At 69.4% G+C, this 15,400-nt stretch carries 14 protein-coding genes and 1 riboswitch; of the genes, 4 read left to right on the top strand and 10 right to left on the bottom strand.

Features of this window, described 5'->3' with window-relative positions; all coding sequences use genetic code 11:
- Positions 1-10: 10 nt before the first annotated feature.
- Positions 11-1,642: a substrate-binding and VWA domain-containing protein gene (locus ACFWY6_RS34860; RefSeq protein ID WP_384699207.1), complete on the top strand. Its 1,632-nt coding sequence runs from the start codon at positions 11-13 to the stop codon at positions 1,640-1,642.
- Between the two features lie 12 nt (positions 1,643-1,654).
- On the opposite strand, the gene ACFWY6_RS34855 is transcribed toward ACFWY6_RS34860, so the two are convergent.
- A complete protein-coding gene (locus ACFWY6_RS34855) occupies positions 1,655-3,172 on the bottom strand; it encodes a glutamate--cysteine ligase (RefSeq protein WP_384699196.1) in 1,518 nt (505 codons plus the stop codon).
- A 485-nt stretch (positions 3,173-3,657) separates the two neighbouring features.
- Here ACFWY6_RS34855 and ACFWY6_RS34850 point away from each other — a divergent pair, with 485 nt between their 5' ends.
- Together ACFWY6_RS34850 and ACFWY6_RS34845 are read left to right on the top strand one after the other, a co-directional pair.
- On the top strand, positions 3,658-4,242 hold the full coding sequence (locus ACFWY6_RS34850) for a hypothetical protein (protein WP_384699193.1): 585 nt from the start codon (positions 3,658-3,660) through the stop codon (positions 4,240-4,242).
- 307 nt (positions 4,243-4,549) lie between these two features.
- The gene (locus ACFWY6_RS34845; RefSeq protein WP_280922834.1) at positions 4,550-4,756 is read left to right on the top strand and encodes a DUF5999 family protein; all 207 of its coding nucleotides are present in this window, start codon (positions 4,550-4,552) and stop codon (positions 4,754-4,756) included.
- 102 nt (positions 4,757-4,858) lie between these two features.
- Here the strand turns inward: ACFWY6_RS34845 and gcvP are convergent, their stop codons facing one another.
- The gene (gene gcvP, locus ACFWY6_RS34840) at positions 4,859-7,747 is read right to left on the bottom strand and encodes an aminomethyl-transferring glycine dehydrogenase (RefSeq protein ID WP_384699190.1); all 2,889 of its coding nucleotides are present in this window, start codon (positions 7,745-7,747) and stop codon (positions 4,859-4,861) included.
- A 199-nt stretch (positions 7,748-7,946) separates the two neighbouring features.
- Positions 7,947-8,046, bottom strand: a riboswitch (glycine riboswitch).
- Positions 8,047-8,189: 143 nt separating this feature from the next.
- On the opposite strand from gcvP, the gene ACFWY6_RS34835 reads away from it, so the two are divergent.
- Positions 8,190-8,558, top strand: a complete 369-nt coding sequence (locus ACFWY6_RS34835; RefSeq protein ID WP_384699187.1) for a PRC-barrel domain-containing protein — start codon at positions 8,190-8,192, stop codon at positions 8,556-8,558.
- 113 nt (positions 8,559-8,671) lie between these two features.
- Here ACFWY6_RS34835 and ACFWY6_RS34830 read toward each other — a convergent pair whose 3' ends face one another.
- The 8 genes from ACFWY6_RS34830 to ACFWY6_RS34795 all read right to left on the bottom strand — a co-directional run bounded on the left by ACFWY6_RS34830 (position 8,672) and on the right by ACFWY6_RS34795 (position 15,357).
- Positions 8,672-10,072 (bottom strand): DNA polymerase IV, encoded by a 1,401-nt coding sequence (locus ACFWY6_RS34830; RefSeq protein ID WP_384699185.1) that lies wholly within the window; start codon positions 10,070-10,072, stop codon positions 8,672-8,674.
- Between the two features lie 71 nt (positions 10,073-10,143).
- A complete protein-coding gene (locus ACFWY6_RS34825; protein WP_384699182.1) occupies positions 10,144-10,767 on the bottom strand; it encodes a MerR family transcriptional regulator in 624 nt (207 codons plus the stop codon).
- Between the two features lie 172 nt (positions 10,768-10,939).
- Entirely contained in the window at positions 10,940-11,413 is a 474-nt protein-coding gene (locus ACFWY6_RS34820) for a bifunctional nuclease family protein (RefSeq protein WP_006123076.1), read from the bottom strand.
- Between the two features lie 53 nt (positions 11,414-11,466).
- The gene (locus ACFWY6_RS34815; protein ID WP_384699179.1) at positions 11,467-12,210 is read right to left on the bottom strand and encodes a MerR family transcriptional regulator; all 744 of its coding nucleotides are present in this window, start codon (positions 12,208-12,210) and stop codon (positions 11,467-11,469) included.
- A gap of 16 nt (positions 12,211-12,226) precedes the next feature.
- Entirely contained in the window at positions 12,227-13,198 is a 972-nt protein-coding gene (locus ACFWY6_RS34810; protein ID WP_384699205.1) for an FHA domain-containing protein, read from the bottom strand.
- Between the two features lie 82 nt (positions 13,199-13,280).
- A complete protein-coding gene (locus tag ACFWY6_RS34805) occupies positions 13,281-14,123 on the bottom strand; it encodes a DUF881 domain-containing protein (protein WP_384699202.1) in 843 nt (280 codons plus the stop codon).
- A 5-nt stretch (positions 14,124-14,128) separates the two neighbouring features.
- Complete coding sequence (locus ACFWY6_RS34800; protein WP_030794354.1) at positions 14,129-14,461, bottom strand: small basic family protein; 333 nt, start codon at positions 14,459-14,461, stop codon at positions 14,129-14,131.
- Entirely contained in the window at positions 14,461-15,357 is an 897-nt protein-coding gene (locus ACFWY6_RS34795; protein WP_384699199.1) for a DUF881 domain-containing protein, read from the bottom strand. Before ACFWY6_RS34795 ends, ACFWY6_RS34800 begins: the two co-directional genes overlap by 1 nt.
- Positions 15,358-15,400: the final 43 nt, after the last annotated feature.

Here is a 15,400-nt window from a genome sequence, read left to right as displayed (position 1 = left end):
CCCACGCCAGATGCACTCATGCGGCGTTTCGTGGGCGCACGCGGGGGCCCGGCTTTTTGTCGCGCCCCCACCCGACAACCCCCCCGCGCTGCGCGCGGCCGCCGAGGACGCCCGCGAGAAGCAGGTCATGTCCGACGGGCACTGCATCGACGTACGCGTCACGGCCCGCGATTCGTACAAGGTGGCCGACGAACTCCGGGCGGGCAAGGGCGATCCGGAGTACGACGTATGGGTGCCGGACTCCGACCTGTGGGTGCAGCGCGTCGGGCTCGGCGGCAAGCAGACCAGGGTGGTCCCCGCGGGGAACATCGCGTCGTCGCCGGTCGGCATGGCCATGGTGCCGTCCGCCGCCGAGTCCCTCGGCTGGCCCAAGAAGACGTACGCCTGGCCGGAGTTGGCCGGCGCCGCGATGAAGGGCGACAAGCTGCGGCTCGGCGCCGCCGACCCTGCGCGCAGCGCCACCGGGCTGCTCGCCCTCGCCAAGCTCAGCGCGTCGGCGAAGAAGTCGGGCGGCGCGGAGGGCGACACCCAGGCGGCCGGCATGGCCAAGGCGCTGTCCGCGCGGACCGCCGACAGCGACGGCCAGCTCCTGGACACGCTGGCCCGCGACGGCTCGGGCACCGAGCAGGGCAACCCGCGCCGCAACCAGGCGCTGATCCTCTCCGAGCAGGCCGCTTTCCGGCACAACGCGTCGGCGGGCGAGGAGAACGGCCTCGACATGTTCTATCCGAAGGACGGCTCACCGCGCCTCGACTACCCCTACACGCTGGTCGAGGAGGACCGTCTCTCCACGGACCAGAGCCGGGCGGCCCTGCGCTTCATGACGCTGTTCAGGGACGACGACGGGCGCGCGATCCTGGAGAAGAACGGTTTCAGGACCGACCCCGAGCAGGTGTCGGAGAAACTCGTCACGGCCGCCGGCGGCCGCACGCCGCAGCCGTACACGGACGAGGCGGCCGAGCCGCCCTCGGACAAACAGCTCCAGGAGTCGCTCGGCATGTGGACGATCACGGTCCAAAGTGCCCGGCTCAGCACGGTAGTCGACGTGTCGGACTCCATGAGCGAGTGGGTGCCGGGCCGCGAGCAGACCCGCATGGAAGTCACCAAGTCCTCGCTCCTGCAGGCGCTCGCGGGGTTCACCGACGAGGACGAGATCGGGCTCTGGGAGTTCTCCACCGGGCTCGACGGCAAGCGCGACTACCGCAAGCTCGTGCCGACCGAGCGGCTCGGCGACCGCAAGGGCGACGGCACCCAACGGGACAGGATCTCCGAGGCGTTCAGCGATCTGGAGCCCATACCGGGCGGTGCGACCGGTCTGTACGACACGACCCTCGCCGCGTACAAGGAGGCGACGTCGACGTACGCGAACGGCAAGTTCAACGCGCTGGTGGTGCTCACCGACGGCGCCAACCAGGACCCCGGCTCCATCTCGCGCAGCAGCCTCATCTCCCAGCTGCAGGAGCTCACCGACCCCAAGCGCCGGGTGCCGCTCATCGCGATCGCCGTCGGCCCGAACGCGGACAAGGAAGAGGTCAAGCAGATCGCGGAGGCGACCGGCGGATCGGGGCACCAGGTCGACGACCCGGCACAGATCCACGCGGTCATCCTCAAGGCCATCATGGAGGCGGGCAGCCAGGGCTGAACCCCCGGCTCCTCAGCTGAGGACGGCGGGTTCGGGCAGCCCCACCGGCCAGGTGTGCACCGGATCCCCCGAGTGCATCAGCTCGGCGTAGCGACGGGTGGTGGCGGCGAGCGCGGCCTCGCGTTCGAGCCCGGTCTCCAGTGCCTGGTGGTACGTCGCCGCCTGCCAGGACGCCCCGTTCACCCGCCGCCTGCACCGCTCCTCGATCACGCCGAGGTAGAAGTCCCGGTCGGCGGGTTCCACACCCCACGCGTCGAGCCCGGCGGCGGCCAGCGGCAGCAGTTCGTCGCGGACCAGCGAGACCGCGGGCACCTCGACAATCCCGCCGTATCTGCCGCGCCGCGGCCACTTCAGACGGGCCTCGATGCCGTGGCGGCACGCGGTGTCGAAGTTGTCGGCCGCGGCATCGAAGGGCAGCCGGCTCCACACCGGCCGCGTCTCCTCGGCCAGGGCCCGTACGAGGCCGTAGTAGAAGGCGGCGTTGGCGATGACGTCGGTGACGGTGGGTCCTGCGGGCAGGACGCGGTTCTCCACGCGCAGATGCGGGACGCCGTCGGCGATGCCGTACACCGGGCGGTTCCAGCGGTAGACGGTGCCGTTGTGCAGGACGAGTTCGGCAAGCCTCGGCACACGGCCGTCGTCGAGCGCCTCCAGCGGGTCCTCGTCGTCCATGAGGGGAAGGAGTGCCGGAAAGTACCGCAGGTTCTCCTCGAAGAGCTCGTACGCGTCCGAGATCCAGCGCTCCCCGAACCAGGTACGCGGCCGTACGCCCTGCGCCTGCAGTTCGGGCGGCCGGGTGTCCGTGGACTGCAGGAACAGCGGCGGCCGGGACTCGCGCCACAACTCGCGGCCGAACAGGAACGGCGCGTTGGCGCCCACGGCGATCTGCGCGGCGGCCACACACTGCGCCGCGTTCCACACATCGGCGAACCGCCCCGGGGTGACCTGAAGGTGCAACTGCACGGAGGTGCACGCCGCTTCGGGCGCTATCGACGTGGATGTGCAGGTCAGCCGCTCCACGCCGGTGATGTCCAAGGCGAACTCCTCGCCGCGCGCCGCCACGATCTGGTCGTTCAGCAGGGCGTAGCGGTCGACGTCGGAGAGGTTCCCGGAGACCAGATCGTGGTGGGCGAGGGTCGGCAGAATGCCGATCATGACGATGCCGGCGTTCACCTCGTTCGCTTTGCGGTGGGCATAGGCGAGGCCGGTGCGCAGCTCCTCGGCGAGGCGGTCGAGAACGCGTCCGCCCAATCGGTGCGGGGCGATATTGACTTCGAGATTGAACATTCCGAGTTCCGTCTGGAAGTCGCGGCTCGCGATGCGCTCGAGAACTTGCGCATTCATCATTCTCGGCATCCCGTCGGGCCCCGCGAGATTCAGCTCGATCTCCACGCCCATCAGATTCTTGGGCCGGTCGAACCGCTCCTCGTCCAACAGCCTCCGTAACCCCGCGAGACACTCCCTGAGCTTGCTCCGATACCGGTTCCGCTCGGACAGGTCAAACGTTCCTGCTACGACCTTCTCCCCCATCGAAGCTCCCCTCCTCGGATGGGCAGCCGATGATCCGGCTGCGGTGTCTCGCAGGATGATGCCCTGCAATGTGATCGATAACGCCCCGCACATGCCCCCGTCCCAGTACGCTCGACGAGGGTCTTCACACGGCACATTCACGCGGCATGACACACACCAGAAAATCGCCGCACCCGCGTCTGGTGAAAAACACCGACGAGAATCGGCCGTCCGCGCCACGGAAGTGATCCGAGGTCAGAAGGGACACCCGCATCAAGAATCGGGAGGAATCCCGCAAAAGGGCGACCGACAATCGACTTGCGAGCAATATTGGGCGCGGTTAGACGAAACACCGTCTGAACACGTGTCGTATAAACTCCGCGAACGAGGCAGAGAGTTGGCGCTCGCGGTCCCCCTGCCCCCGCCCCTCTGGCCCCAGAGCAGACAGCGTCGTCCGCACCTGCCCTCGATCCACCGTGCCTGTCGAATGAGAGAGGCGACCCACCATGCCGCTGCATGTCCCCCCGGCTCCCGCGCCCGCCCTGCGCAGCGTCCTCGCGGCACTCGGTTCACCCACCGCCGTACGCGAAGCCCGCACCCCCTCCCTGCGTGCCGCCCAGGGACCGGTGACCCCCGAACTCCCGCTGCCCGTCCACGTCCTGGACCGGATCACCCCGTCGGGCAGCACACCCACCCGGCTCGCGGGGTGGCGTTTCCTGATCCGCTGCGGCGAGCGAGCCGTCGCCGCGGCCGACACGATGCTCACGCCTGACGGGTGGACGTTCTCGCACTTCTTCGAGGGCCCGTACATCGCGGCCACCGAACGCGCCCTGCGCCACGCCGAGAAGATGCCCCTGCCGTACCAGCCACGCCTGTTGTCCGTGCCCGAGCTCTACATGCTCACGCTCTGGCTGCACGGCGACTGCACGGCCGACGGCGCGGGCGGCCATCTCTCGGCCACCGACATCCTCGTACCGCTGGCGCCCGCGCCGCCCGGCATCGCGGCCCACCGCCCGCACCGCGCCGCCGAACTGCTCAAGGTCCTCACCCACCGCCTGACCCCCGCGCCGCTGCTCGGCTCACCCGCCTGACGCCGCCGCACCTCCCGTGCCCCGCCGCCCGACCGGCCGCGGGGCACGGCGCTGTCCGCTGCCCATACGGACTAGCCCGGTATGACCACCCCGAACCACCCGAAGAGACAGTGCAGTTGGGCTGAACCGTCCGGGCGGGTGATACGTCATTAAGCAGTAAGGAGCGCTGCCGCTAAATCCCTGCGGAATGACGCCCGTAGGGCAACACTGGGATCGGACCGACTAACCACGGGGGGCGGTCATGAACACCGCATCGAGCCGCAGGACAGACGTCACAGCCATCACATCGCAGCGAAAGAACCCTTCCATGTGCCAGCACCAACCACCGTGCCCGACAGCCGACTCCGCCGACCGGGAAGCCGCGCTCCTCATGGCGAGCCACCCGGAGCAGGGCTGGAGCCTGCTGTGCAACGGCGTCCTGCTCTTCGAGGACACCGGTGAGCTGCTGCCGGACGGCCAGATCATCGCCCCGCACCGACCGCTGGGCACCGACGAGATCATGACGGCCGCCTGACGCGGCGCCACCACGGCACGGACAACGAAGGGGCCGACCCGGAGAAGCAATCTCCGGACCGGCCCCGACGCATGTGCTGGACCCTGTATCAGTCCTCGTGCATCAGTCCTCGTACGCATCCAGCGGCGGGCAGGAGCAGACCAGGTTCCGGTCGCCGTACGCCTGGTCGATGCGGCGCACCGGCGGCCAGTACTTGTCGGCCGCGACGACACCGGCCGGGAAGACGGCCTCCTCGCGGCTGTAGCCGTGCTCCCACTCGCCGCTCAGCGCGGCCGCGGTGTGCGGCGCGTTGCGCAGCGGGTTGTCGTCGGCGGACCACTCGCCGCCGCCGACCTTCTCGATCTCCGCGCGAATGGCGATCATCGCCTCGCAGAACCGGTCGATCTCGACCAGGTCCTCGCTCTCCGTCGGCTCGATCATCAGCGTCCCGGCGACCGGGAACGACATGGTCGGCGCGTGGAAGCCGTAGTCGATGAGCCGCTTGGCGATGTCGTCGACGCTGACGCCCGTCTCCTTGCTCAGCGGCCGCAGGTCGATGATGCACTCGTGCGCGACGAGGTCGCCGGGACCGGTGTAGAGCACCGGGAAGTGCGGCTCGAGCCGCTTGGCGATGTAGTTCGCGGAGAGCACCGCGACCTGCGTGGCGCGCTTGAGCCCCTCGCCGCCCATGAGACGTACGTACGCCCAGGAGATCGGCAGGATGCCCGCGGAGCCCCACGGCGCGGCGGAGATCGGTCCGACACCCGTCTCGGGACCCGCGGCGGGCTGCATCGGGTGGTTGGGCAGGTACGGCGCGAGGTGCTCGCGCACACCGACCGGGCCGACGCCGGGACCGCCGCCGCCGTGCGGGATGCAGAAGGTCTTGTGCAGGTTCAGGTGCGATACGTCGCCGCCGAAGTGCCCCGGCTTGGCAAGGCCCACCAGCGCGTTGAGGTTGGCGCCGTCGACGTACACCTGCCCGCCGGCCTCGTGCACCTCCGCGCAGATGTCGGCGACGTGCTCCTCGAACACACCGTGCGTCGACGGGTACGTGATCATCAGGACCGACAGCTCGTCGCGGTGCTTCTCGATCTTGGCGCGCAGGTCGTCGACGTCGATCTCGCCGTCGTCGGCGGTCTTCACGACGACGACCTTCATGCCGGCCATCACGGCGCTCGCGGCGTTGGTGCCGTGCGCGGAGGACGGGATGAGGCAGACGGTGCGCTGCTCGTCGCCGTTGGCCCGGTGGTAACCACGGACCGCGAGCAGACCCGCGAGCTCGCCCTGCGAACCGGCGTTGGGCTGCAGCGAGACCTTGTCGTACCCGGTGACCTCGGCGAGCCGCTCCTCCAGCTCACGGATGAGGGTGAGGTAGCCCTGCGCCTGCTGGGCGGGCGCGAAGGGGTGCAGCTGCCCGAACTCGGGCCAGGTGACCGGCTCCATCTCGGTGGTCGCGTTGAGCTTCATGGTGCAGGAGCCCAGCGGGATCATGCCGCGGTCGAGCGCGTAGTCACGGTCGGCCAGCTTGCGCAGGTAGCGCAGCATCGCGGTCTCGGAGCGGTACTGGTGGAAGACCGGGTGCGTCAGGTACGCGTCGGAGCGCAGCAGACCGGCGGGCAGGGTGTCCTCGGTCGCCGCGTCGAGCGCCTCGATGTCCGCCTCGACCCCGAACGCGGTCCAGATCGCGGTCAGCTGCTTGCGCGTGGTGGTCTCGTCGCAGGCCAGCGAGACGTGGTCGGCGTCGACCTGGTGGACGTTGACGCCACCCTCGCGGGCCGCGGAGACAAGCTCCTCGGCCTTGCCGGGCACCCGCACGGTCAGCGTGTCGAAGTACGCGCCGTGCACGACCTCGACCCCGCCCGCGGTGAGGCCGGCGGCCAGCAGCGTCGCGTAGCGGTGGGTGCGCCGCGCGATGGACTTGAGGCCCTCGGGCCCGTGGTAGACCGCGTACATCCCGGCCATGACGGCGAGCAGCACCTGTGCCGTACAGATGTTGCTGGTCGCCTTCTCGCGGCGGATGTGCTGCTCACGGGTCTGCAGCGCGAGCCGGTAGGCCTTGTTGCCGTCGGCGTCGACGGAGACGCCGACGAGCCGGCCCGGCAGGCTGCGGGCGAACTTCTCGCGCACCGCCATGTATCCGGCGTGCGGCCCGCCGAAGCCCATCGGCACACCGAACCGCTGCGTCGTGCCGACCGCGATGTCCGCACCGAGCTCACCGGGCGAGGTGAGCAGCGTCAGGGCGAGCAGATCGGCCGCGACGGAGACCACGGCCCCCAGCTCGTGCGCCTGCTCGATGACCGCCTTGATGTCGCGTACGGCACCGGAGGCACCCGGGTACTGGATCAGTACGCCGACGACACCGCGCTCGGCGACCTCGGCCGGGATGCCCTCGCTCAGATCGGCGACGACGATCTCGACGCCGGTCGGCTCGGCACGGGTCTGAATGACGGCGATGGTCTGCGGCAGCGCGTCGGCGTCAACAACGAAAACGCCGTCCTTGACCTTGCTCATGCGCCGCGAAAGGGCCATGGCCTCGGCCGCGGCGGTCCCCTCGTCGAGCAGGGAGGCACCGGAGGTGGGCAGTCCGGTCAGCTCGGCGACGACGGTCTGGAAGTTGAGCAGCGCCTCGAGCCGGCCCTGGGAGATCTCGGGCTGGTACGGCGTGTAAGCCGTGTACCAAGCAGGGTTCTCCATGACGTTCCGCAGGATGACGGGCGGCGTGAAGGTCCCGTAGTAGCCGAGCCCGATCATGGAATCGAGCACCTGATTCCGATCGGCCAGCGAGCGCAGCTCGGCCAGGACCTCGGCCTCGGTGCGCGCCCCGGGCAGATTCAGCGCCTCGGCGTTCTTGATCACATCCGGCACCGCGGCGGCGGTCAGCTCGTCGAGCGAGCCGTAGCCGACCTGCGCGAGCATCTTGGCCCGTGCTTCGGCATCGGGGCCGATGTGCCGCTGCTCGAAGGGAATGCCCTGCTCAAGCTGTGAGAGCGGGATGCGAGGGGTGGCGGTCATTGCGGAGGCCTCCTGGTCTGACGCTGGTCTGACGCGACCTGCGAGGGGCACCACGGCGCGGGTGCCCGGACGGCCTCCCCCTCTGTCATCTCAACCTGAGAGCTTCACAGACCCGCCCATGGACAGATCTGCTTTCACCGTCGGTGAGGAAGGGTCTCGAACGTGCCCGCCCGACGCCCGCCCTGCTTTCCAGAGTGACCTCGTCCGTGCGGTACAGGGTGCCTGAGAGATTCCGGGGAGGATTTGCTCCTTCGGCGCCTCCGGAATCACCTCCCGGAGAGCTCTCCCGCACGGGGTCAGCAGCCACCGCCAGCGTACCAGCGAGGACCGCGCCCGATCCCTCGAGTGGCCGCATGCCCCGATGTGCTCTTTCGTAGTGATGACAAGCGAATAATGATGAGTTACGCGCCATTTCGACAAACTGCGACCAGTTGGAGGGCCCGTGCAGACCGACATCGATCCGCGCAACCTGATCGGCCGCAAGGCGTTCGACCGGGACGGGGCCAAGATCGGCACGATCGACGAGGTCTACCTCGACGATGCCACCGGCGCCCCGGAGTGGGCCGCGATACGCACGGGCCTGTTCAGCCGTGACGCCTTCGTCCCCCTGGAACCCAGCGAGGTCACGGGAGAGGGCACCCTGCGCATCCCCTTCGAACGCTCCCTGATCAAGGACGCCCCCGACTTCGGCGTAGGCCGCCACCTCTCCCCCGAACAGGAACTCCAGCTCTACCACCACTACGGCCTGGACGTCACCCCCCCACACCCCCCCGACCAGGACTTCGGCAACATCGCAGACGAGAACCCCTGACGCCGCGCCCTCCCCCGTACGCGGCGCTTCCCCGGCCGACCCGACCGCCCTCGTTGTGGGCAGGCGTTCCGCAGGGCGGAACGGGTGGGCACAACGCCCACTGCCGAGCACCGCTACCCCAGGGGCGAAGGCCCAGCACCGTCCCCCGGCGGAGCCACCAGCGGCAACGGCTCCGCCTCCACCAACTCCGGATCATCGACCCGAAACGTCCGCACCCGCCCCGGCGCCGACCCCGGAGTCTCGAACCGCACCGTCACCCGCCCAAGCCCGCTCCCCTGCACCCACCCGCACCCGTACACGGCATGCCGCACATCGTGCCCCGCGGCCCACCGCCGCGCCCCGAGCGGCACCTCCTCGACGGACGCCTCCTCGACCTCCGCCGCGCCCGCCACCTCAGTCACGGCCCCGGCAGCCTCGCCCTCCCCCCGCTCAAGCCCGTCGGCCCGAGCCTGCGCGAAGAGATCCTCCTGCGTGTAGTCCGCAAGCCCCGTGACCCCCACGCCAAGGAGCCGCACGCCCCCTGTGGTGTCCACGGACTCCAGCAGCCGCGCGGCGGCCTCCCGCACCACCCCAGGGTCGTCCGTGGGCCCCCGCAGCGTCTCTGACCGCGTCAGCGTCGAGAAGTCGAACCGCCGCACCTTCAGCACGATGGTCCGCCCCGAGTGCCCGGCAGCCCGCAACCGCTCCACACACCGGTCGGCGAGCCGCGCCACCTCGCCCCTGACCCGCACCCGGTCGTGAATGTCCACGTCGTACGTGTCCTCGACACTGACCGACTTGGACTCCCGCTCCGCCACCACGGGCCGCTCGTCCCGCGCCTGCGCCATCGCGTACAGCGCGCTCCCGTGCGACTTCCCAAGAAGCCGTACGAGCTCGTCCTCGCCCGCCTCCGCGATCTCCCCCACCGTCGTGATCCCGCCCCGCCGCAGATGGTCCCCGGTGGCAGGACCGACCCCGGGCAGCGTCCGCACGGACATCGGCGCGAGCAGCTCCCGCTCGGTCCCCGGAACTATCAGCCGCAGACCATCGGGCTTGGCCTCCTCCGAGGCGATCTTCGCCAGCATCTTGGACGCGGCGAGCCCGACCGACCCCGCGAGTCCCGTCACCGTCTTGATGTCGGCACGCAACCGCTCCCCCACGGCCAGCGCCGACGCCTGGTCGCCGGCCACGCCGCCCGCTTCCAGGTCGACAAAAGCCTCGTCCAGGCTGAGCGGCTCCACCAGCGGCGACAGCTCACGCAGCAGCGCCATCACCTGCTCGCTGATCTCCCGGTAGAGCCCGAAGCGCGGCACCAGATAGGCGGCGTTCGGCGCGAGGCGGCGCGCCTGCCCCATGGGCATCGCCGAGTGCACACCGAGCTTCCGCGCCTCGTACGAAGCCGTGGCCACCACACCCCGCGGCCCGAGCCCGCCCACCACCACGGCTTTCCCGCGCAGACTCGGCTTCGCGGCCTGCTCGGCAGACGCGTAGAAGGCATCCATGTCGAGATGCAGAATCGTGGGCGCGGTTCTCACACCTCTGATGCTGCCCTACGCCACTGACAACGCCCCGAAACCGCCACCCCGACGGCGATGCCGCAACCGCCTCACACGGCCCGGTTACGCCGCCGCGCGAGCTCGTCGGCGGGGTTCTGACGCAGCAGCGTCTCCCCGGTGTCGATGCGCTCCCCGTGCAGCTGCGCAAGCGCCGCTTCCACGTCCCGCCACACGACGCCCACGGCGATCCCGAAGACCCCCTGACCGCCCTGGAGCAGATCGTGGACCTCGTCGGGCGACGTGCACTCGTACACCGTCGCGCCGTCGCTCATGAGCGTCATCCGCTCCAGATCCCGGAATCCGCGGTCGCGCAGATGCTGGACCGTGGTCCGGATGTTCTGCAGGGACACGCCGGTGTCCAGGAACCGCTTCACGATCTTCAGGACGACGACGTCCCGGAAGCTGTAGAGCCGCTGGGTCCCCGACCCGCCCGCGGACCGCACACTGGGCTCGACGAGCCCCGTACGGGCCCAGTAGTCGAGCTGGCGATACGTGATACCGGCGGCCGCACACGCGGTCGGCCCTCGGTACCCGATCTGTTCCTGTTCGGTCTGCCCGGACGTAGCGTCCCCGCTCCCCTGAACCGCCATCGGCCGCCTCGGAGAGTGATCGGCCGTGCTGCCGTGAAGCGGATACGGTCCGCCCATCGCCGTACCGTCGCCGCTGCTTCTCACGCCGACCTCCGTCCTTGACCTGCCTTCCCGACGGTAGGCAGTCACCAGGGGCTCGTCAACGATCGCCACACTCGGCACGCCGAGTGATAATCACCCTAAGAGTGGTTTGCCGCGCCTCACCGCCGGGAAAGGCTAGCCGAATGGTCCGTCGGGACCCTCCGGAGGCATCGGTTCACTGGCTGTTGGTGCCGAAGTCCTCGGGCGAGATCTGGTCGAGGAACTCGCGGAACTTCTCCACCTCGTCCTCCTGCTCGTCCGGAATGGCGATGCCGGCGTCGTCCAGGACCCCGTCACTGCCGTAGATCGGCGTTCCGGTGCGCAGCGCAAGCGCTATGGCGTCGGACGGCCGGGCGCTCACCTCGACTCCACTGGCGAAGACCAGCTCCGCGTAGAAGACCCCTTCGCGCAGGTCCGTGATGCGCACCTCGGTGAGCTCCTGACCCACCGCCTCCAGCACGTCCTTGAACAGGTCGTGGGTCAGCGGCCGTGCGGGCGCCATCCCCTGCTGTGCGAAGGCGATCGCGGTCGCCTCCCCTGGTCCGATCCAGATGGGGAGGTACCGATCGCCTCCCACTTCACGCAGGAGCACGATCGGTTGGTTGGAGGGCATTTCGACCCGGACACCTACGACGTCGAGCTCGTTCACACAGCAACCCTAGGACGTGCCCGGCAGGTTTGGGTAGTCGGGCACCTCTTGAGTCAGGGCAACCGCACCCCGAGAGCGGTCTGCACCAGTGCAGAGTGCAGCTTTCCGGTGAGCCCCGCCAGTTCCTTCGTACGAGCTTCCGCATGGGCCCTGGTCTGCGGATTACGGTGCCTCCGCAGGGGCGCCACGACCTGGTCGACGAGGCCGGCCTCGCGTTCGGCGGCGGTTTTCATGGCCCGCAGATGGCGCGGTTCGATGCCGAACCTGCCGAGTTCGACCACCAGGGCGGCGACCGTCACGGCCTCGGCGTCGTAACCACCTTCCGGCAACGGCGCGATGAGCCCGTACGTCTCCCACTCGTCGAGCTGCTCCGCGTCGATCTCGGCGGCCGCGAGCAGCTCGGCCCGGCCCACCCGGGCCGCCGTGGGCCCTTCGGCCTCGCCGGGGCCCAAGGCATCGCCGGGCCCTCTCGGCTGCCCCAGGGAGGGCAGCGGGGCCGCTTCTCCGCGCTCCAGGGCGTCCAGGTGCTCCCGGATGACCTTGAGCGGCAGATAGTGGTCCCGCTGCATCCGCAGGACGTGACCGAGCCGCTCGACGTCCTGCGGGCCGAACTTCCGGTACCCGGACGGCGTGCGTTCGGGCTCGATGAGCCCTTCCGACTCCAGGAATCGGATCTTGGAGATCGTGACCTCGGGAAATTCGTCACGCAGCGCGTTCAGGACGGCGCCGATGCTCATCAGCCGACGGTCCTCGGCGGCGGTGCCGTTCCCGGCACCGCCCCTCGGTGTTTGAAGCATGGACCTTCCTGACGGGTCAGATGCCGACGCCCCGCTGGCTCGCGTAGAAGACCAGCCGGTACTTACCGATCTGCACCTCGTCGCCGTTCGACAGCGCGACGGAGTCGATGCGCTCCCGGTTGACGTACGTGCCGTTGAGGCTGCCCACGTCCGCGACGGTGAAGGAACCGTCCTGGACGCGACGGAACTCCACGTGGCGGCGCGACACGGTCACGTCGTCCAGGAAGATGTCGCTCTGCGGGTGACGCCCTGCCGTGGTCAGCTCGCCGTCCAGGAGGAAGCGGCTGCCCGAGTTCGGACCGCGGCGCACCACGAGGAGCGCCGAGCCGAGCGGCAACGCGTCGACGGCGGCCTGGGCCTCCGGCGAGAGGGCGGGCGAGGCGGTCTGCCCCGTCACCTCGGCGTCATAGGCCTCGAGGCCCGAGATGGAGATCGTCGAGGTCGTCTCGGACGGACGCTCCGGCGCGGCCCCGGCCCGCAGCGGCGCGCCGCAGTTGGAGCAGAACCGGCTCGCGTCGGCGTTGCGGTTCCCGCACCTCGTACACACCAGGGCCATGGACGGATCCTCCTGCCGCGGCTGCCCCGCGGGGGCATTGGACGCGTACGGACCAGGGGTAAACCCTCCACCCGTACTTGAGGTTGACGGTTCTCCGAAACCTATGCGGCCCGCACCGGCAGGGTCAACAGACGACGCGCCCTGTCCGCCCGAAATGTCACCGCCAGGACCACCGACCTGATCACGGAACATCGGGCGCTCGCCGCCCTGGTCCTCGGCGGCGTCTCCATGGCGCGGCGCACGGTGCCGGGCAGTGGCGGGATTGCCGCTGTCCTCGCGCGAACGCTTGCCGAACAACTTCTCAAACAACTTCACGGGCGATTCCCCTTGACCGAAACAGACCCGCCCGTGGGGCAGGACGAACCCTGATTGCACACACCGGCGTACATCGGCGTACCAGACATCCTCACAACGTCCGTACCCGCCAAACAGTTTCCACCACGCACCACGCTTACAGTGCGCCGACCCCCCGCAACCTCATGCCCTCCCCGGACGGCCCCCATGCGCCCCCGCCTCACTGGGAGGACGACCGAGCGTAGTCAGGCCGCTTCGCGGGTCGCAAGGCGTCCACCACGATCTTCTCCGCTCGCGCCACGGTGACCGTGGCCTGCTCCTTCTCCAGAGTCTGCACCACCCCACCAGGGATGTTCAGCGCCGGCTCGAGGTCCTGCGGCTTGCCGATCACCTTGAAGCGATAGGGCTTGCCGACCTTGCGGCCGTCCACCCGTACGCCACCACCGTCCGTGTCCGACAGGTAGGTGCTTGCCACCACGCGCACGTCATTGATCTGGATGGCCTCGGCCCCCGCAGCGCGCAGTTCCTGAATGGCGTCGAGCAGCATGTCCGCCTCAACCGACCCCTTCTTGTCATCGATGGTCAGCGTGATGCCAGGACCCTGCGCGGCCACGGTGCCCGCCAGAATGCCGAGTTGTCTTTCCTTCTCGACCGTCTGCTTGCGGGCCTCCTCGGCCTGGTCCGAGCTGTTCTCGAGCCCGGTGCGCTGATCCTCCAGACGCTGCTTCTCATCTTCCAGACGCTGCGTACGGTCATCCAGTTCATCGAGGATGCGTACGAGATCTTCCTGACGTGCTCCGCGCAGTGCGCTGCTGTCGTTGTTGGAGCGCACCTGGATGGCCAGGCCGAGCCCCAGGACGAACAGCAGCAGGGCGACGATCAGTTGGGGACGCGTGACACGCGGCGGCCACAGCGCCTCCACCAGCCGCTGACGGCCCTTCAATGGCTGCTGCTCGCTCTGCGCGGGCGCGGCGTCGTCCGCCGGCTCCACGGGCGCGCTCGGCACCTCGGGGGGCAGTTCCTTGTGCCGGTTGTCGTTCCCGGGCGTCTCGTCCGTGGCCATCGGCGTCACGCCCGGAAGATGTGTCGGCGGATGGCGGCGGCGTTGGAGAAGATCCGGATGCCAAGCACCACCACGACACCGGTGGAGAGCTGAGCGCCTACGCCCAACTTGTCGCCCAGGAACACGATGAGGGCGGCCACGACCACGTTCGAGAGGAACGAGACCACGAAGACCTTGTCGTCGAAGATCCCGTCGAGCATCGCGCGCAGGCCTCCGAACACCGCGTCGAGCGCGGCGACGACGGCGATCGGAAGGTACGGCTCGACCACCGCCGGAACCTCGGGCCGGACCAACAATCCGGCCACGACTCCCACGACGAGGCCCAGTACGGCGATCACTATGTGCCCTTTCCTGCCTTCGGCTCTGCTGTACGTACGGTCACACTCGGTGCTGCCGGGAGTCGGAGGCTCTCCTGTACGGAAATGCTGGTCCTGACCCCGAAGTTCTCCTGCAGAGCATGCAGATACTGACCGTCGCGACTGTTCTGGAATCTCGTGCTCAACCGCTGCCCGTCCCCCACGGCAAGCACCGTATAGGGCGGCACCAGCGGCTTGTTGTCGACCAGTATCGCGTCACCCGCGGCCCTGATCGCCGACAGAGCGGTCAGCCGCTGGTCGTTGATGGCGATCGCCTCCGCGCCCGACTGCCACAGGCCGTTGACCACCCGCTGCATGTCGCGGTCCCGCACCCGTCCGGTGTCGGAGAACCCGCTGCTCTCCCGCGGTCCGCCACCGCCCTGGTCGGCTGCCTTGGCGTCGTCCACGACGAGCTTCACGCCCGGCCCGTCCACCTCTGTGGCACCGGAGAGCAGAGCCACCAACCCGCCCTGGCTTCCGCCGTGCTTCTTCAGCGCCTCACGCTGCCGCTCGCTCACGTCGTCGCGGAGCGTCTCGACGTCTTCTTCGAGCTTGTCCGCGTCCGAAGTCGCCGACTCGATCCGGTCGATGAGCTCCGCGCGCTCCTTGGCGACGACCGGAGCCGCTATCCGCGCCTGCGCGGCTCCCACGGTCACCACCAGAGCGGCGAGTACGAGCCCGAGTGCGAGCCCGAGCTTGGCGCGCAGCGGACGCGGAACGCCGCCGTCCCCCTTCTCCTTCTTGCGGGCAGCCGCCTCCGCGTATCCCTCGTCCAGGCTGTGGTCCATGACGGTGGTGAGCAGCGACATGGAGGCGTCCGGGCGCCGGGGGCGCGAGGGGGTGCTCCGAACGGGGGGCTGCTGCGGCATGCCGCACATCGTCGCACGTCGCGGGCCGTAACCCCCAAATTCCCCACCCCCC

Source organism: Streptomyces sp. NPDC059037, from assembly GCF_042740015.1.
Lineage (GTDB): Bacteria > Actinomycetota > Actinomycetes > Streptomycetales > Streptomycetaceae > Streptomyces.
Note: the sequence above shows the minus strand (reverse complement) of the source record. Positions and strands in the feature narration are given on the sequence as shown.

Bases quoted from the DNA above. Each gene is read 5' to 3' on its own strand.
- gcvP (WP_384699190.1), bottom strand. From the start codon at position 7,747: ATGACCGCCACCCCTCGCATCCCGCTCTCACAGCTTGAGCAGGGCATT.
- ACFWY6_RS34815 (WP_384699179.1), bottom strand. From the start codon at position 12,210: ATGCTTCAAACACCGAGGGGCGGTGCCGGGAACGGCACCGCCGCCGAG.
- ACFWY6_RS34805 (WP_384699202.1), bottom strand. From the start codon at position 14,123: ATGGCCACGGACGAGACGCCCGGGAACGACAACCGGCACAAGGAACTG.
- ACFWY6_RS34845 (WP_280922834.1), top strand. From the start codon at position 4,550: ATGTGCCAGCACCAACCACCGTGCCCGACAGCCGACTCCGCCGACCGG.
- ACFWY6_RS34855 (WP_384699196.1), bottom strand. From the start codon at position 3,172: ATGGGGGAGAAGGTCGTAGCAGGAACGTTTGACCTGTCCGAGCGGAAC.
- ACFWY6_RS34795 (WP_384699199.1), bottom strand. From the start codon at position 15,357: ATGTGCGGCATGCCGCAGCAGCCCCCCGTTCGGAGCACCCCCTCGCGC.
- ACFWY6_RS34850 (WP_384699193.1), top strand. From the start codon at position 3,658: ATGCCGCTGCATGTCCCCCCGGCTCCCGCGCCCGCCCTGCGCAGCGTC.
- ACFWY6_RS34860 (WP_384699207.1), top strand. From the start codon at position 11: ATGCACTCATGCGGCGTTTCGTGGGCGCACGCGGGGGCCCGGCTTTTT.